General features: G+C 57.5%; 17 protein-coding genes. 6 read left to right on the top strand and 11 right to left on the bottom strand.

Going from position 1 to position 18007, the window contains the following annotated elements:
• Positions 1 to 12: 12 nt before the first annotated feature.
• From xylA to E5C26_RS00525, 5 genes are all read left to right on the top strand, one after another.
• Entirely contained in the window at positions 13 to 1332 is a 1320-nt protein-coding gene (xylA, locus tag E5C26_RS00545) for a xylose isomerase (protein WP_135314621.1), read from the top strand.
• A 44-nt stretch (positions 1333 to 1376) separates the two neighbouring features.
• The gene (gene xylB, locus E5C26_RS00540) at positions 1377 to 2828 is read left to right on the top strand and encodes a xylulokinase (RefSeq protein WP_135314620.1); all 1452 of its coding nucleotides are present in this window, start codon (positions 1377 to 1379) and stop codon (positions 2826 to 2828) included.
• A gap of 146 nt (positions 2829 to 2974) precedes the next feature.
• On the top strand, positions 2975 to 4369 hold the full coding sequence (locus tag E5C26_RS00535; protein ID WP_135314619.1) for an amidohydrolase family protein: 1395 nt from the start codon (positions 2975 to 2977) through the stop codon (positions 4367 to 4369).
• Between the two features lie 100 nt (positions 4370 to 4469).
• A complete protein-coding gene (locus E5C26_RS00530; protein ID WP_135314618.1) occupies positions 4470 to 5048 on the top strand; it encodes a cysteine hydrolase family protein in 579 nt (192 codons plus the stop codon).
• Positions 5024 to 5947, top strand: coding sequence for a GlxA family transcriptional regulator (locus tag E5C26_RS00525; protein WP_135314617.1), 924 nt, complete (start codon positions 5024 to 5026; stop codon positions 5945 to 5947). The genes E5C26_RS00530 and E5C26_RS00525 overlap by 25 nt, the downstream gene beginning before the upstream one ends.
• Here the strand turns inward: E5C26_RS00525 and E5C26_RS00520 are convergent.
• Positions 5942 to 6934: an acyltransferase gene (locus E5C26_RS00520; protein ID WP_135314616.1), complete on the bottom strand. Its 993-nt coding sequence runs from the start codon at positions 6932 to 6934 to the stop codon at positions 5942 to 5944. The genes E5C26_RS00525 and E5C26_RS00520 overlap by 6 nt on opposite strands.
• 219 nt (positions 6935 to 7153) lie before the next feature.
• Here E5C26_RS00520 and E5C26_RS00515 point away from each other — a divergent pair, with 219 nt between their 5' ends.
• Entirely contained in the window at positions 7154 to 8401 is a 1248-nt protein-coding gene (locus E5C26_RS00515; RefSeq protein ID WP_135314615.1) for an MFS transporter, read from the top strand.
• A gap of 27 nt (positions 8402 to 8428) precedes the next feature.
• On the opposite strand, the gene darG is transcribed toward E5C26_RS00515, so the two are convergent.
• The 10 genes from darG to fdxH all read right to left on the bottom strand — a co-directional run bounded on the left by darG (position 8429) and on the right by fdxH (position 17998).
• Positions 8429 to 9505: a type II toxin-antitoxin system antitoxin DNA ADP-ribosyl glycohydrolase DarG gene (gene darG / locus E5C26_RS00510; RefSeq protein WP_135314614.1), complete on the bottom strand. Its 1077-nt coding sequence runs from the start codon at positions 9503 to 9505 to the stop codon at positions 8429 to 8431.
• Positions 9502 to 10158 (bottom strand): type II toxin-antitoxin system toxin DNA ADP-ribosyl transferase DarT, encoded by a 657-nt coding sequence (gene darT / locus E5C26_RS00505; protein ID WP_135314613.1) that lies wholly within the window; start codon positions 10156 to 10158, stop codon positions 9502 to 9504. The genes darG and darT overlap by 4 nt, the downstream gene beginning before the upstream one ends.
• A complete protein-coding gene (locus E5C26_RS00500; RefSeq protein WP_135314612.1) occupies positions 10145 to 10738 on the bottom strand; it encodes a DarT ssDNA thymidine ADP-ribosyltransferase family protein in 594 nt (197 codons plus the stop codon). Before E5C26_RS00500 ends, darT begins: the two co-directional genes overlap by 14 nt.
• Positions 10739 to 10812: 74 nt before the next feature.
• Positions 10813 to 12654, bottom strand: coding sequence for a selenocysteine-specific translation elongation factor (selB, locus tag E5C26_RS00495; protein WP_135314611.1), 1842 nt, complete (start codon positions 12652 to 12654; stop codon positions 10813 to 10815).
• Positions 12651 to 14042 carry an L-seryl-tRNA(Sec) selenium transferase gene (gene selA / locus E5C26_RS00490; protein WP_135314610.1) on the bottom strand — a complete coding sequence of 464 codons (1392 nt, stop codon included), beginning with the start codon at positions 14040 to 14042 and terminating at the stop codon, positions 12651 to 12653. Before selA ends, selB begins: the two co-directional genes overlap by 4 nt.
• A 68-nt stretch (positions 14043 to 14110) precedes the next feature.
• The gene (locus E5C26_RS00485) at positions 14111 to 14716 is read right to left on the bottom strand and encodes a glutathione S-transferase (RefSeq protein WP_135314609.1); all 606 of its coding nucleotides are present in this window, start codon (positions 14714 to 14716) and stop codon (positions 14111 to 14113) included.
• 34 nt (positions 14717 to 14750) lie between these two features.
• A complete protein-coding gene (locus E5C26_RS00480; protein ID WP_135314608.1) occupies positions 14751 to 15398 on the bottom strand; it encodes a DcrB-related protein in 648 nt (215 codons plus the stop codon).
• Between the two features lie 139 nt (positions 15399 to 15537).
• Positions 15538 to 16467, bottom strand: a complete 930-nt coding sequence (fdhE, locus tag E5C26_RS00475) for a formate dehydrogenase accessory protein FdhE (RefSeq protein ID WP_135314607.1) — start codon at positions 16465 to 16467, stop codon at positions 15538 to 15540.
• A complete protein-coding gene (fdoI, locus tag E5C26_RS00470) occupies positions 16467 to 17102 on the bottom strand; it encodes a formate dehydrogenase cytochrome b556 subunit (protein WP_135314606.1) in 636 nt (211 codons plus the stop codon). The genes fdhE and fdoI overlap by 1 nt, the downstream gene beginning before the upstream one ends.
• Entirely contained in the window at positions 17099 to 17998 is a 900-nt protein-coding gene (fdxH, locus tag E5C26_RS00465; protein WP_135314605.1) for a formate dehydrogenase subunit beta, read from the bottom strand. The genes fdoI and fdxH overlap by 4 nt, the downstream gene beginning before the upstream one ends.
• Positions 17999 to 18007 lie beyond the last annotated feature (9 nt).

Raw genomic sequence — 18007 nt, 5'->3', positions numbered from 1 at the left:
CAGGAGTCGATAATGCAATCTTATTTTGATCAGCTTGAACAAGTGCGCTACGAAGGCCCCACCAGTAATAATCCACTGGCCTTTCATCATTACAATCCGGATGAACTGGTGCTTGGCAAGCGCATGGCGGAACATCTGCGCTTTGCCGCCTGCTACTGGCACACCTTCTGCTGGAACGGTGCGGACATGTTCGGCGTCGGCTCGTTCGATCGCCCCTGGCAACAGCCGGGCGACGCACTGGCGCTGGCCAAACGCAAAGCCGACGTGGCATTCGAGTTCTTCCACAAGCTGAACGTCCCCTATTACTGCTTCCATGACGTCGACGTCTCGCCGGAAGGCGCCTCACTGAAAGAGTATCTGCACAACTTTGCGGTCATGACCGACGTGCTGGAAGAAAAACAACACAGCAGCGGGGTAAAACTGCTGTGGGGCACCGCCAACTGCTTTACCCATCCGCGTTACGGTGCCGGTGCGGCCACCAATCCGGATCCGGAAGTGTTCAGTTGGGCGGCCACTCAGGTGTTCACCGCCATGAATGCTACCCAACGCCTGGGCGGTGAAAACTACGTGTTGTGGGGCGGCCGTGAGGGCTATGAAACCTTGCTCAATACCGATCTGCGCCAGGAACGTGAGCAAATTGGTCGCTTTATGCAGATGGTGGTGGAACACAAGCATAAAACCGGTTTCCAGGGCACCTTGCTGATCGAACCCAAACCCCAGGAGCCGACCAAGCATCAATACGATTACGACGTCGCTACCGTTTACGGCTTCCTCAAGCAGTTCGGTCTGGAAAAAGAGATCAAGGTGAATATCGAAGCCAACCACGCCACGCTGGCAGGCCACTCGTTCCACCATGAAATAGCCACCGCCATTGCGCTCGGCATCTTTGGTTCCGTCGATGCCAACCGGGGCGACCCTCAGTTGGGCTGGGATACCGACCAGTTCCCAATCAGCGTGGAAGAGAACGCATTGGTGATGTTCGAAATTCTCAAGGCCGGGGGCTTTACCACCGGCGGGCTGAACTTCGATGCCAAGGTGCGCCGCCAAAGCACCGACAAATACGACCTGTTCTATGGCCATATTGGGGCTATGGATACCATGGCGCTGGCGCTGAAGGTCGCGGCAAAAATGGTGACCGACGGCCAGTTGCATCAGCAGGTATCAAACCGCTATGCCGGCTGGAATGGTGAATTGGGCCAGCAAATTTTGCAGGGCAAACTGTCGCTCGAGGCGCTGGCGCAGTACGCTGAAGGACATGCACTGGCGCCACAGCACGTCAGCGGTCGCCAGGAACAGCTCGAAAACCTGATGAACCGCTATCTGTTCGGCTAACTGACCCCCGCGCGGCACTCGCCGCGCCTTTAAGGATCTTTTCCATGTATATCGGCATCGACCTCGGTACGTCCGGCGTAAAAGTCATTTTGCTCAGTGAGCAGGGCCAATTGCTCGCCAGCCACGGTGAGTCGCTGCCCATCTCCCGCCCGCATCCCTTATGGTCAGAGCAGGCCCCGCAGGATTGGTGGCACGCCACCGATCGCGCCATGCTGGCACTGGGCAAACAACACAGCCTGCAACAGGTAAAGGCCATCGGTCTCAGCGGCCAGATGCACGGCGCCACGCTGTTGGACGCACGGCAACAGGTGCTACGCCCGGCCATTTTGTGGAATGACGGCAGAAGTGGCGCGCAATGCCAGGCACTGGAACAGGCAGTGCCGCAATCGCGACAAATTACCGGCAATCTGATGATGCCGGGCTTCACTGCCCCTAAACTGCTGTGGGTGCAACAACATGAACCCCAGGTGTTTGAACACATCGATAAGGTGTTGTTACCCAAAGATTATTTACGCTGGTGCCTCACCGGCGACTTCGCCAGCGACATGTCGGACGCCGCCGGCACCGGCTGGCTGAACGTGGCGCAGCGCGACTGGAGCGACGAGATGCTGGCCGCCTGCGGCCTGACCCGCCGCCAGATGCCGCAACTGTTCGAGGGCAATCAGGTCACCGGCCAAACCCATACCGAACTGGCCCGGCGCTGGGGCATGTCCCCGGTACCTGTCGTGGCCGGTGGCGGTGATAATGCCGCCGGGGCGATCGGTGTGGGGCTGTACCAGGCCGGGCAGGCAATGCTGTCACTCGGGACCTCGGGGGTTTATTTTGCGGTCAGCGACGGCTTTCTCAGCAACCCGGCCAGTGCGGTGCACAGCTTCTGCCATGCGCTGCCCGACACCTGGCACCTGATGTCGGTGACCCTCAGCGCCGCCTCCTGTCTAGACTGGGTCTGCCAACTGACAAACGTCGAAGACGTCGCCACCCTGCTGCGCAATGTTGAACAGGCCCCCCCGGCGGCGGCTCCGCTGTGGTTTCTGCCCTATCTGTCCGGCGAACGGACGCCGCATAACAATCCGAACGCCAAGGGGGCATTCTGGGGCCTCACCCACCAACATGGGCCGAACGATCTGGCTCGTGCGGTGCTGGAAGGCGTCGGTTTCGCCCTGGCCGAAGGCATGGACGTGCTGCACGCCAGCGGTCTGCAACCCTCCAGCATCACCCTGATTGGCGGCGGGGCGCGTAGCCCGTTCTGGCGGCAAATGCTGGCGGATATCAGCGGTCAACGGCTGGAATACCGCACCGGTGGTGACGTCGGCCCGGCATTGGGCGCGGCACGGCTGGCGCAGATCGCACTGAACCCGCAGCGTCCACTCGGCGAACTGCTGCCTGAGTTGCCGCTGGAGCAGGTACACATCCCAGATGCCGAGCGCCACCAGCAGTACGCTAAGCAGCGCAGTACCTTCCGCGAACTCTATACTCGCTTGTTGCCGCTGATGTAAAACCAGAGGGGGCATTAGCGTTGCCCCCTTATTATTGCCAAATCGAATAGTCTCCAGTGGCAAATGTCACTGCCAACCCGTCGGCTCCTCTCCTAAATTGGTGGCTGTCTTTTGACGCACTTCACCTCTGGATTAAGGAACTGAACGTGGAAAAAAACCAACAACAAAGCCGCAGAGCTTTCCTCAGCCAAACCGGCAAAATTACCACTGCCTGCGCGGTGATCGGCCTGACTGGCGGCGTGGCACAGGCCGCCGTACCGGCTGGCAGCCCTTGTTTACCGGAGGCCCAACCCATGACCCTGACCGACAGCCACTACTGGCTGAGTGACGTGCGGCTGGAAGAGGGTTTCGAGTACGATGGCGACACGGTGACAGGCACCCGCACCGCGCTCTATCAGCTTGAAATCAAAGACGGCAAGATTGCGGCTATCCACCCGAAGGATGCAGCGGCACCCGCCGGCGTCCCGCGCTATCAGGCGCAGGGCCAGTTGCTGCTACCGGCATTTCGCGACATGCATATCCACCTGGATAAAACCTTTTACAGCGGCCCCTGGCAGGCACCGCGCCCACGCCAGGGCAAAACCATCATGGATATGATCGCGCTGGAACAAACATTAATCCCCAAACTGTTGCCGACCTCGCAACAACGTGCGGAAAACCTGATCGCCCTGCTGCAATCCAAAGGCAGCACCGTGGCACGCAGCCACTGCAATATCGATCCGGTCAGCGGGTTGAAAAGCCTGGAACACCTGCAACGGGCACTGGAAAAGCATCAGGCGGACTTCAGCTGTGAAATCGTCGCCTTCCCGCAGCACGGGCTGCTGCATTCCAAAGTCGACGGTTTAATGCGCGAAGCCATGCAGATGGGGGTGCAATACGTTGGCGGACTGGATCCGACCAACGTCGACGGGGCGATGGAGCCGTCACTGGATGCGATGTTCCAGATTGCCCTCGACACCGGCAAAGGCGTCGATATCCACCTGCACGAAACCAGCCCGGCCGGAGTGGCCGCCATCAACTACATGATTACCACCGTAGAAAAGAACCCTTCGCTGCGCGGAAAAGTCACCATCAGCCATGCCTTTGCCCTGACCGCGCTAAACCCGAATGAACTGGAGGAAACCGCCACCCGACTGGCGGCGCAGCAAATCACCATCGCCTCCACAGTGCCGATTGGCGGACTGATGATGCCACTGCCGCAGCTCAGCGAAAAAGGGGTATTTGTGATGACCGGAACCGACAGCGTGATTGACCATTGGTCCCCGTTCGGCACCGGCGACATGCTGGAAAAAGCCAACCTTTACGCCCAGCTCTACCGGGGTTCCGACGAGTTCCATCTGTCGCGCGCCATGGCGATTTCCACCGGCGGCGTGCTGCCGCTCAATGACAAAGGCCAACGAGTGTGGCCCAAAGCCGGAGACAGCGCGGAGTTCGTGCTGATTGACGCCAGCTGCTCCGCCGAAGCGGTGGCCCGTCTGCCGACGCGCCGCGCTACCTTCCATCAAGGGCGGCTGGTGGCCGGTCAGGTCGGCAAAGCCTGATGCTGGTCCGCTAATGCCACCATGATGGCCGTTTTTGGCCTTCTTCCTTGCAGGATAACGGCTCAGTATGGCGTTACACCTAATTGGCGGAGGGCCGAAAATGTCACATAGCGCGTTATTGATCATCGATGTTCAACAATCCTTTCAGCATCGTCCATTCTGGCAAGAGGACGATCTCCCCACTTTCCAACAGGCGTTGAGTCGGCTGATCGAAGGCTGTCGCCAGCAGGGTGTAGCGCTGGTTGATGTCTTCCATGTCTCGCCGCAAGGGCCATTTTCCCTGGCGTCCGGCTGGGTAAAGCGCCTGCCGTTCCTCAACCATCAGCCCGATGTCACCATACACAAACAGGTGCACAACGCGCTGACCGAATCCGGCCTGGATGCCTGGCTGCGCCAACGGGATATCAAGCATTTGATTATCTCCGGCATTCGTACCGAACAGTGCTGCGAAACCACCACCCGGGTGGCGGCCGATCTCGGCTATCGGGTGACTTTCGTGACCGAGGCCACGATGACTTTCCCGATGCAGCACCCCGACGGAGAAGTCTTTACCCCCGAACAACTCAAGCGGCATACTGAGACGGTGCTGGTCGACCGTTTCGCCCGCATCGCCAGTGTGGATGAGGCTCTGGCGCAACTCTCACAGGAGTCACCATGCCGCAGGCCGTCTACTTTCTGATGCTGCCCCAGGTACTGTCGCTGGACGTCAGCGGCCCGGCCGAAACCCTGCGCCTGGCCGGGCAGTTCAGCCTGCATTACATCGGCCCACTGCCGCAGGTCACCTGCTCGGTTGGCATGACGTTGAGTCAGCTACAACCGCTGCCTGAGCGGCTGGAAGACGGCGCTATCTTAGTGGTGCCGGGCGTCAGTGATTCGCAGCATTTCTTCGCCACTGCACCGGCCGAACAGGCCCGCCGCTGGCTGGCCGCACTGCAACCCGATCTGCAGCAGCAGCGTATCACGCTGGTCTGTGTCTGTTCCGGCGCCCTGCTGGCGGCACAGGCCGGTTTGCTCGACGGCTACCAGTGCACCACCCATCACGACGTGATCGAACGCATGCGCCAGCAGGCCCCGGCAGCGCAGGTGAAAGAAAATCGCATCTTTGTTGAAGACCGCAGTGTTTACACCAGCGCCGGTATCACTGCCGGTATCGATCTGGCACTGCACCTGATTAATCGCCAGTGTGGTGCTACCCGGGCGATGGAAATTGCCCGGGAAATGGTGGTGTATTTTCGCCGTTCCGGCGACGACCCGCAGCTTTCGCCCTGGCTCCGCTACCGTAACCATCTGCACCCGGCGGTACACCGGGCGCAAGACGTGATGGCCGCCGAGCCGGAAGCGGAATGGTCGGTGCCGCAGGTGGCGGAAAAGGCCCACGTCAGCAGTCGCCATCTGGCACGGCTTTTCCGCAGCCATGTTGGCATCAGCGTGCGTGAGTACCATGAGCAACTACGGCTGGCGGTGGCGCAGCAGCGCCTGCAGCAAGGCTATGGGCTGGAGAAAGCGGCGTTGGCCGCAGGGTTTTCCTCCGGCCGCCAACTGCGCCGTGCCCAGCAACGTGGCTCAAGCGGGTTATGACACCAGCCGCCGAGGGTCTATTTTCTGCAGGCCCACCGACAGCAGCAGGCTAAGCGCCAGCGCCACGCCGAATACCCAGAAGATATCCAGCAACGGATGAGTGGTCAGTTCCAGGTGCCGGTTGCGCATAAAGTTAACGATAATGGCGTGAAAACCGTAGATCGCCAGCGAATGCCGGGAAAAAACGCCCAACCAGCCAATCGGCTCCGGCAGGCAGTTTTTAAACCAGATAACCAACGATACCGCCGCGATAAACACCAGCGGGCCGCAGTAAATGTAATAGGTATCGGCGAAGTTGCCGTTAATGAACATCTGACTTTTGGTACCCTGAATAATCAACGCCACACAGGACATAAAACCCACTGCCGCCAGCCAACTGACAGCGCGCCCCTGGGTATCCATCATGCCAATCGCCCGTCCGGCCAACGCATACAGCAGGTAATAGAAGGTATCGCCGTAAATATACAGATTCACTGGCAGCAGGTGCGCATTGCCCAGGGTCAGCGAGCTGGTATTAGGGTTGGCGATCACCGCCAGGATCACCAGCACAGCGGCCAAATAGCGGCGCGATACCGGTTTGACGTTGATCAGCGGCGACAGCAAGTAAATGACCGCAATCGCATAGAAGAACCACAGGTGATAGAACACCGGTTTGAGTAGCATGCCGCGCAGCGACGGCCAGAAGCCGATTTTGGTGAACGTCGCGATATAGATCAACGCGATGGTGCTGTAGAACAGGATGCAACAGCCAATGCGGATGAAATGTTTCTTACCGGCGCTCTTCTCGCCGAAAAACAGATAACCGGAAATCATGAAAAACAGCGGAACCGAGACGCGTGACAGCGAGTTCAGCACGTTGGCGATATCCCAGTTGTGTTCCCCCACCGCCACCCCGCTGGTAACGTAATAGGTGGTCGCGTGGATCATCACCACCATCATGCACGCCACCGCACGCAAGTTATCTATCCAGCCAATTTTATTACTCAAAAGATCGCCCGCAATATTGTCATCTTCGTTTGTTATAAAGAGGTTAACCAGCGAAAGTGTGGGTGGCAACCCTGGTGGGTAATATCAGAATGTGCTGAAACAACACCTGATGATTGCCAAGGTGAACAATTGGCGGCAAAATAGCCGCCACAACTCGCTCAGATAGCGCTTCCCGCCCTGACAGTTCCTTATTTTTTCTTCACTTTCAGTACGATAACTATGAAAACAACATTACCACCTGCGGCTCGCTTGGGTCGACAGGCGCTTTTATTCCCTCTTTGTCTGGTGCTGTTCGAGTTCGCCACTTATATCGCCAACGATATGATCCAGCCTGGCATGCTGGCGGTGGTGGCCGATTTCAACGCCGGAGAAGAGTGGGTGCCAACCTCAATGACCGCCTATCTGGCCGGCGGTATTTTCCTGCAGTGGCTGCTGGGGCCGTTGTCGGATCGCCGTGGTCGTCGCCCGGTGATGCTGGCCGGCGTGGCGTTCTTTATCGTCGCCTGTCTGGCGATTTTGCTGGTGACCAGCATCGAGCAATTTATCTTTATGCGCTTCCTGCAGGGGATTGGGCTTTGCTTTATCGGTGCCGTCGGCTACGCCACGATACAGGAATCCTTTGAGGAGTCGGTGTGCATAAAAATCACCGCGCTGATGGCCAACGTGGCGTTGATCGCCCCACTGCTCGGGCCATTGGCCGGTGCAGCGCTGATCCACGTCGCGCCGTGGCAGAGCATGTTCGTGCTGTTCGCGGCGCTGGCGGCGTTTGCCTTTTACGGCCTGTGGAAAGCGATGCCGGAAACCGCAACGCTGCAGGGGGAGAAATTCTCGGCCGCCAACCTGTGGCGTGACTATCGCCAGGTGCTGTCCAACCGCCGCTTTGTCTGCGGTGCGTTGGCCATTGGTTTTGCCAGCCTGCCATTGCTGGCCTGGATTGCCCAGTCGCCGGTGATCCTGATCAGCGGTGAATCACTGTCGACGCTGGATTACGGCCTGCTGCAGATCCCGGTGTTCGGCGCGCTGATCCTCGGCAACCTGACGCTGGCGCGTCTGACCGGCAAGAACAGCGTACAACGGCTGATCAAGCTGGGTGCCGGGCCGATGATGCTGGGGCTGCTGATCGCGGCGCTGGCCACCCAGTTCTCTGCCCACGCCTACCTGTGGATGACCGCAGGCCTGAGCCTGTATGCTTTCGGTATTGGGTTGGCCAACGCCGGGCTGTATCGCCTGACGCTGTTCTCAAGCTCCGTCAGCAAAGGCACGGTTTCCGCCACCATGGGCATGCTGAGCATGATGGTGTTCACCGTCGGCATCGAGCTGGCAAAAGTGGCTTATGTGTGGGGCGGCAGCGGGTTATTCAGCCTGTTCAACCTGGTAAGCGGCCTGTGCTGGCTGACGCTGGTGGCGCTGTTCCTCAGCAAACGCCGCAGCGGCGATGTGACACCGACGGCAACGACAAGCCTGTAATCTTATCTGATGGGGTGCTGAGCCCCATCAGGCATGAGGGAGATATAACGTTTGTAAGCGGGTTAACGCCATATTGATTGCCGTCTTATCGAACAATCCCGCCTTCCGTTGCGCCCAACGCTCACCTGCAGGCCAGTGACGAATACCCTCTGCCAGCGACTCCTCGTCGGCGGAGACATGTTCCTGGCAGACTAACCAATCAATGGTCGAGAGCAATTCCAATCCATAAGGCGATTCAAAGCCATCAATCAACTCCGTTGTCTTCTGCAACGCAGGTAACCAGGTTTTAGCTTCACTTTTGAGATAAGCAAGTACCACATCGCGCTTGGTATCATTAAACCAGATAATATCCAATGGCTTAGCATCACCCAGGCGTTTCTCACAGCGTAAATAACTCCCATCCAAACCGTTAAGCAAATGACGCAGTCTGTCCGCATAAGGGCCATAATTCTGAGCTTTAAACTGGAGATTCAAGGGGTTTTCAACCTGTTGCGCGATGATTGCACGTTCCAGGAACCACGCCAGCTTTTGTATTTCAAGTAAACTGCACTCCATCCCCAGGACCCAATAGCGACGGACCAATTCAGCAATCAATGCCCGCGCTGGAGTGAGTTTTTCAACACCCACGCTTTTTGCCACATTCTGATATTTTTCAATGGGTTCATAAATAATGATATCCACCTGCGGCAAATCACTGAGCTCTTGAATAATCACATCACGAACCGCTGCCCAGTCCAATCCTCCATGCCCAGCCCCAAGAGGCGGGATGGCAATTGAAGCAATCTCTTTTTGCATGATGAAGAGGCGGAGATCGCGTAATCCTTCAACAATCCACTCTAATTGGGACGGGCTGCGCCAATGTTGTTTAGTTGGAAAATTAATAATCCAACGCGGCCCCATTAACTCACCAGTATCGGTAACGAACATTTTGCCAGTTTGCACCGCCCCGGCCTTACATGCCGCTGAATAGGCTTTCATATTGGCCGGGAAACGCTCTTTGAACATCAGGGCAATGCCTTTACCCATGACACCAACGGTATTAACGGTGTTGACCAGAGCCTCTGCAGGCGCATCCAGCAGGTTACCTTGTGTAAAACGAATCATTGGTTTCCCCCACCATTAAAATACCAATCAGGCAAACACTGTATGTTCAGCAAATGACCGATTTCTTTTTGCAATTTTTCTTGTAACACCGGGCTATAACAGACAATCCCCAACAATGCAGTGACGGGCAAATGTTGATGGACCAAAGCCTCAGCCTGATAACGCTCTATTTGCTCAGGTTTATCGAGAACCCGGTGGAAATGGCGTTGCTGTAATAATTCCCAGTCAATTTTATCCAACTGTTCAAGATGGCTATAGTAACCAGCCATAGGGGTATAGGCATGACGATCGGTAAACACAAAAACCCGCTCTAACTGCTGCAACCGATGCAGGCTTGAAACCAGGATGACTATGTCTTCGTTATCCTGCCGGGTTACGCCGCCACGGCCAGTGTGAATATTGTACAGCATCGGTGAGAACGGCGTGAAATAGAAAGGAATATAGTCGTTTAGTGTCCCGCCTGGAGCAACAGGCACTCTGCGTTGTTTGCGGCGTTCAATCAGCTCCATGTTACCAATATTCACCCAGTCAGAAGCTTTTATCTCGCTGCTACCGGCATACAACCCATTAGCCAGGATCCAGGGAAGATTATCCTTGTGAACAATACGCCAAATCAGCGCTTTTTGGGGATTCAGGCTCTTATAGTTCGCCATGTTGCTTCAAAAACATCCATTGGTTAACGGTCACTCGGGGAGTATATTTAGTCTCTGCAAGCAACGCATCTACTTGCTGCTTCGTCTCCTCATCTTTACACCAAATCGTGTTAAACAACGCAGGCTCAACCTTTCCCGGTGCTAAGCACTCCGCCATACAGACACATTTTGATTGGCTATCATGATAGTCACGCCGCTCCATACTCTCCCAATCAATCTGACCGATACCTTCCAGATAATCAAACAGTTGTATATCTTCATGAGAAAGAGGATGACGAGAAACAATATGCCAATTATCGCGTTCTGCAATCTCACGACGGACACTGATGATAATAAATGCTTTGCCCTGGTGTTCGGATTGAACCCTGCCATCAAAAGGGTTATTGGCAAAAAAGTGGAACGGTACCCGGTAGTCCAAACCCAGTTTTTTCCGTTTTTCTAAAATGCCACCGTCTGCAACATCTTCAAATAATTCAGAATTAAGCTCAGCTCGGGTTAATAACCCCAGTTGCAAAATAGAAGATAAATTACTCAGGCTGGTTAAATGATATAGCAGTTGCCCATGTTCAATACTTCCCATGATATTCATCCTTAAATACATTAGATTTACTGATGTAATCTATCAAATATTGAACAACATTGGCTAAAGCAACATCACATTTTAAACAACCCACTGTCGCGCAGCAGATGCTGGTTGCCCTTGCGGCGGGTGAAACCGCTACGATCGAAGAACTCCAGCACCTGGATCGCCAGCTTGCGGCCGACGCCGAGCCGATCGCGAAAATCGGCGGCATTGGCGCTGCCCTGCTCCACATCAAGCTCGCGGATCAGTGCAGCGAACTGTTCAATACGTCGACTTAGGTAGTAACGATCCACCACTATTGCCGTAACATGCCCCAACTGCGCCGCTTTACGCAATGTCGCCCGTATCCGGGCCTCGTCCACGCCCAGTTCGGTCGCCAAATCGCGAACCCACCAGGCTTCGTCACCGAACTGCGGCTCGATGCTTTCCCACAGGGTCAGTTCTTCAGCGCTGAACGCCAGGCCGTGTTCCGGCAGGTGCAACCAACCCCGGGTATTGTGTACTAACCCCTCGGCCAGCAGCCGATCGATCATCATAAATACCAGCGGTTCAGAAAGCTGCGGCAGTGCCATGCGTCGCAGCCGTGCCCGCCCCAGACCGAGCTGATCGGCATGCTGCTGGTGATACTCGGCCAATACCTGCAACAGGCGCTGCTGGCCCTGCTGCACATTGTTCTGCGCCAGTGCCATATCGCCGGCCATCAACAATTCCCGGCCCGCCAACAGAGCAGTCAAACCGCTTTCGGTCAGTTGCCGCGCCCAGGCAAAGGCGGCCAGATCCAGTGCGCCATTAGGCAGATGCAGTGCCAGCACCTGCTGGTCATCGTCGGCCTGCGCCAGCGCCGCCAACCAGGCCAGATACTCCGATTGGCGCTTGCCTCGCTTCGGGGTGGTCAAACTCAATACTCTGGCGCCCCCCAGCGTTTGGCGCGCGCCAATATCCCGCAGCACCAGCCGATCGTTTTCCGCCAGCCACAATGGGCGATCGAGGATCAGCTCTGCCAGCCTTTCATTGAGCAGCGAAATTCGCCCGGTGATATGGCTGGCGGCATGATGCAGATGCAGCGGTTGCCAGTGCTTTATCGGCTGATCGGCATCCAGCGCGACCAGAATGCGCTCGGCTGCGGCCAGCGGCTTTTGCGCCAGCAGCCAATCACCGCGCGCCACCTGTTCTTTACCGACGTCACCGCTGATATTCAGTGCGATACGCTGCCCGGCCTGTGCCTGTTCAACCTGCTGGTTTTGCGCGTGCAGGCCACGAACCCGCACCGGGGTATCGGCACCGGTCAGCCACAGCGAGTCACCCACCGCCACCTGACCGCCGAGCGCAGTCCCGGTCACCACCAGACCCGCACCTTTTACGCTGAATGCGCGATCCACCGCCAGACGGAAACGACGGGTTAACGCATGTTCGTCTGGCTGCAACGCCAACAGATGTGCGCGCACCGCATCAATGCCCAATGCCTGCGGCGCAGCGGTGACGAACATCGGTACCTGCTGCCAGCCCTGTTGCGCCAGCTCGCCACTTAGCTGGCGTCGCACCTCATCCACACGGGCTTCATCCACCCGATCGGCCTTGGTGAGCGCCACCGTTAGCGCCGGCCGACCACTTAACCGCAGAATGGCCAGGTGCTCGCGAGTTTGCGCCATCACGCCGTCGTCGCAGGCCACCACCAGCAGCGCATGGTCGATGCCGCCGACGCCTGCCAGCATATTGGCGAGGAATTTTTCATGGCCTGGCACGTCGATAAAGCCCAGTACCCGGCCATCGGGCTGCGGCCAGTAGGCATAACCCAGATCGATGGTCATGCCACGGCGCTTTTCTTCCGGCAGGCGATCGGCGTTGATCCCGGTGATCGCCTGTAGCAGCGTGGTTTTGCCATGGTCGACATGGCCGGCGGTAGCAATAATCATGCGCTCAGCGCCTCAAGCAGCGCGTCTTCCTGCTCCAGACAGCGCAGATCCAGCCACAGCCTGCCGTCGTTAATTCGGCCAATCACCGGCTGCGGCAGACGGCGCCAGCGTTCCGCCAATGCCTCCAGCGTCGCACCACGGCCGTCCTGCGGCGCGAAGGTCAATGCATAGCTGGGTAACCGGTCTATCGGCAACGAACCGCTGCCAATCTGCGACCAGCACGGCTCGGCACGCAACTGGAAATGTCCGGCAAACTGCGGCGTCAGTGCCTGCAACAGCCGTTCGGCGGCTTCCTGCATCGCCTGTTGTGGACGGGTGAGCAACCGCAACGTCGGCAGCTGTTGCCCCAGCAGCTCAGGTTGTTGGTAGAGGCGTAAGGTGGCCTCCAGTGCCGCCAGCGTCAACTTGCCGACGCGCAGCGCACGTTTTAAAGGATGCTGCTGCAACCGCGCAATCAGCGCCTTTTTACCGACGATGATGCCGGCCTGTGGGCCGCCCAACAGTTTATCGCCGGAGAAGGTCACCAGATCCACCCCGGCAGCCAGCAGCCGTTGGGGCATAGGTTCGGCCGGCAGGCCATACTGCGCCATATCAATCAGCGAGCCGCTACCCAGATCGGTGGCGGTCGGCAGGCCGTGTTCGGCACCAAGCAGGGCCAGTTCGGCTTCATCCACCGCAGCGGTAAAGCCCTGAATGCTGTAGTTGCTGGTATGCACCTTCATCAGCAACCCGGTCTGATCGTTAATCGCGTTGCGGTAATCTTTCAGGTGGGTGCGGTTGGTGGTGCCCACCTCGACCAACTGACAACCGGCCTGACGCATCACGTCGGGAATGCGGAACGCACCGCCAATTTCCACCAGTTCACCGCGTGACACCACCACTTGCTTGCCGGGGGCGATCGCCGCCAGCATCAGCAGTACCGCCGCCGCATTGTTATTGACGATGCAGGCATCTTCCGCACCGGTCAGTTGACACAATAAATCTGCGACGGCGCGATCGCGATGCCCACGTCCCGCACCATCGAGATCGTATTCCAGCGTCACCGCCGCCCCCATCGAGCGCGTCACCGCCTCTATCGCCGGTTGTGCCAGTAAGGCGCGGCCAAGGTTGGTGTGCAGCACGGTACCACTCAGATTGAATACCGGTGCCAATGCCGAACGTTGCTGTTGCATCAACGCAGCGCCAAGCGCCTGCGGCCAGTCGGCACACCAATCAGGCAACCGTTGATGCTGTTTAATGGTTTCACGCGCCTGTAATTGCAGTTGGCGCAACAACTCGCTAATCAGCGTCTGGCCATGTTGCGCCACCAGCGGTTCGATAGCAGGATCGCGCAGCAGGCGGTCAATGGCGGGTAACTGGCTGTAAAGAAGCTGGGATTGTGTGCTCATGGTCGCTCGGTTTTTAGTGTCGTGGTTTCGGCATAAAGCGGAACCCCGCCGCAGCGGGGTGAGGGAAATCAGGGGGGTGAGGTGCGGGCAAAGCTTTCGCGGGCAAACAGCCGTTCGGCCAGTTTGATCAACGCCGGTCGTTCAACGCACCAGTTGGGCATAATACGGCGGAAATTGAGGTAGCCCAGCGCGCAACCGGTGGCGATGTCCGCCAGCGTTAGCGTTTCGGTATTCAGCAGCGTTTTTTCCTGCGCCAGTTTTTCCAGCACGTCCAGCCCGTGCGTCAGCTTGTCGCGTTGGCGCAGGATCCAGTTTTCGTCCTGTTTGCCCGACGCCCGTTTGCTCTCGCGAAACAAGGTGGCTGCGGCTTCGGTCACGCCATCGGCCAGGGCTTCCACCTGACGGATACGCAGCGCTGCCGCGCGATCGGTCGGTAAAAACGCCGGAGCCACCGACAGCAGTTCAAGGTATTCGGCGATCACCCGCGAGTCGTAAAAGACGCTACCGTCGTCAGCCACCAGCACCGGAACCTTGGCGAGCGGATTGAGTTCCACCACTCGGCTGCCCGGCTCATAGGGCGGATCGTTGACGAATTCGAAGGCGATCCCCTTTTCCAGCAGCATCACGGAAATTTTACGGACAAAAGGGCTGGTGTAACTGCCAATAAGCTTCATCAGTCTTCCCCTCGGCTTGCAAACCTCAGCGTTGTTAGTTCACCGTCAGCGTGTCGATAATCTGCTGAACCAGCGCCTGATGCGCCTCCGGCGTTTTGGCCGGCGACAGCATTTGCAACGTCACTACTCGCTTATTAAACACCGTCAGCATGATGGTGGACACCACCTTCTGCCCGTTAATGCTCTGTTCGGTATCCAGACGATGGAATTTCTGTTTACCGACGGTGAAGTTCTCTTCTTTGGTGGTCTGGATGTTTTGATAACGGTCGGCCAGCTCGGTAATGATGCTCTGCGTCAGATCTTTCAGCATTTTATCGCTGCTGTTGAGCTTCATGTCGTCAGGCGGGATCACTTCGGAAGAGACGGTGCTCTGGCGCGATTTGCCGTCCAGAAAGCGCTGAATGGTGGATTTGCTGTCGTTGATGATGCCGCTGTTCTCGGTCTGATCGCTAAAGCCCGATGGCAATTCAAAGGTCATCTTGCCCTTTTGCATCGAGACTTTCAGGCCCGGAGGAGGTGTGGGCTTGGTCTCCACCACCGGCGGTGGCGGTGCCGGTTGTGTGACGACCGGTTTGGTATCCGGCTTTGGCACTTCCGGTTTGGTGTCGTCCTTGTTGTCACAGGCCGCCAGTCCGATGGCCAAAACAGCAACCGCCGTGAATTTCGCAATGGTCTTCAACATCGTCAGTCCCTTTCCTTTCGCTTCGCGCGTCATTGCGTAAACGTAGCAACTCGCCCCGGCGAATACCAGAAGCCCAGTCCGAAATTAATCATCTGATAAATGGTAAGGGCCGAATATATTCAGCCCAATATGCCAAATGTTACGAACCCGGGAACAGGAACGGGTTGATGCTACTGCGGGCAAAACCTTCATCTTCCATTTTGGCGTCGAGCACCAGCGTGGCCAGATCGTCGGCAACCGCCTCAACCTGCGGGTCTTTTTCCTGATACAAAAGCTTCAGGTAAGTGCCGCAGTCACCGCAGCTTTCCGCTTTCACCGCCGCCTGTTCGCTGTCCAGAGACCAGTAGTTGAGATCACGAGTTTGCTCGCAGTTGCTGCATTTGATGCGCACCACGTGCCATTCGCTTTCGCACAGGTTGCAGTGCAAATAACGCAGGCCGCTGACGGTGCCGATATGCACCACGCTGGAAACCGGAATGCTGCCGCACACCGGGCAGAACTGGCGATGTTCGCCATATTCGGCGCGTGCCTTGCCGGGGATTTGCCCGGCCATCTGCGCCCAGTAGAGCGACAGCGCGGCCCAGATAAACGGCGCTTTCTCGCTGCCAATCTTGCCGAAATCCTGGTTAAGCAAGGCGTCGGCCAGCAACTCCAGCTCGTGCGATGAGGCTTTTTCCAGGTTATCCAGCACCGCCAGAATGTGTTCCGGCGCCTGCGGGCGCAACTCGGCAATCAGCGAAGCCAACAGTTTGTGCCAATGTTCAGTGCGTGGAAAAACGCTCAGATCCAGCGGGGGTTTGCCGCTGGCAGCGCCCTGCTGCAACGCTTCGGTCAGATCCAACGTCAGCGGGTTGTCGTGCAGCGCATGATGCTGCGCCTCGGCCAGTTGAGCGGCGAAGTTCAGGTAGTCGCCCAGCGGGTTGTCGGTCGCCAGCTTGCGCAGGCGTTCAGCACGGCGGCTGTAAAGGCTTTTCAGATTCGCGAAAAGTAACGGCGGGATGGTTTCCGCCGTTGTGGACTTCTCACGCTGTGCCCCTAACTGCTCTTTAGGAACAATGCGGATGCTCATCAGGGTTTGTCTTCCTGTTGTTTCTCGCGGACCTCTCGGTACCAACGCGGGTGATGTTTTTTAGCCCAGGCCGCCGGCACCCAGCCTTCCACCATCGCGGTAATGGTGCCTTTTACCCACAGCGCGGCGTAAATATGCACCATAATCACGATGATAAGCCCCACTGCCGCCAGCGAATGCACCAGCAACGCGATGCGGATCAGCGGTATCGGGAAGGATGGCGCAAAGTACGGCCGCCAGATCACCACACCGCTGGCCAACAGCAGCACCAGACTAATGATTGCCGCCCAGAATACGCACTTCTGACCGAAATTATAACGCCCGGTGTCACCCACTTCCTCGTTCATGACGATTTTTTGGATGTTTTTAGCCCAGACGATGTCTTCACGGTTGATCAGATTATGCTTCCAGTAGCGCAGGAACATCAGCAGGAAGGCCGCGAACATAATCACCCCGATAAAAGGGTGCAGAATACGCGCCAACTGCGGCGTGCCGAGAATGTTCATCAACCAGTTGAAGGAGGGGAAAAAGAACCCCAACCCACTGATGGCGGCGAACACAAAGCAGAACGCCACAATCCAGTGGTTAATCCGCTCCGGCGCACTGTAGCGCTGAATACGCTTTTCCTTCTTCATTTGCGCGTCTCCTCATCGTGCAGTTCGTCGTTGTCTTCCTCTTCGACGCGGTTAGGACCGACGCCGACATAGTGGAACACGCTCGCTGCAAAGGTAGCGGCAAAGCCGATGGCCGCCAGGGGTTTCCACACGCCTTTCCAGAACGTAACAGCCGGGCTGATGGTCGGGTTATCCGGTAAACCGTGATACAGCTGCGGTTTGTCGGCATGGTGCAGCACATACATCACGTGGGTGCCGCCCACGCCCGCCGGATCGTACAGACCGGCGTTCTGATAACCACGGGTGTTCAGCTCGCTGACGCGCTCGGCGGCAATCTCCTTCATGGCGTCCTTGGTGCCGAAATGGATGGCACCGGTCGGACAGGTCTTCACACAGGCCGGTTCCTGGCCGACATCAACCCGATCGACACACAGGGTGCACTTGTACACCCGGTTGTCGTCCTTGTTCATGCGCGGCACATCGAACGGGCAACCGGCGATGCAGTAACCGCAACCGATGCAGTGTTCGGACTGGAAGTCGACGATGCCGTTGGCGTACTGGATGATGGCCCCTTCCGACGGGCAGGCCTTCAGGCAGCCCGGATCGGCGCAGTGCATGCAGCCGTCCTTGCGGATCAGCCACTCCAGCTTGCCGTTCTCCTCCACTTCGGAAAAGCGCATCACCGTCCACGACTTGGCGGTCAGATCGGCGGGGTTATCGTACACCCCGACGTTGTGACCGATTTCATCGCGGATGTCGTTCCATTCGGAACAGGCCACCTGGCAGGCTTTGCAGCCGATACAGGTGGTGACATCGATCAGTTTGGCCACTTCTTCCTGGTGGTCACGGGCGCGTGGCGCCGGCGTGAAGCCATTGGTGGCGGATTTACGAATGATGTCCTGAGATTGCATTGCCATAATTCGTCT

It is taken from the genome of Serratia proteamaculans (assembly GCF_004684015.1).
In the GTDB taxonomy this organism is placed as follows: Bacteria; Pseudomonadota; Gammaproteobacteria; order Enterobacterales; family Enterobacteriaceae; genus Serratia; species Serratia proteamaculans_F.
This window is presented reverse-complemented; position numbering and strand designations above follow the sequence as displayed.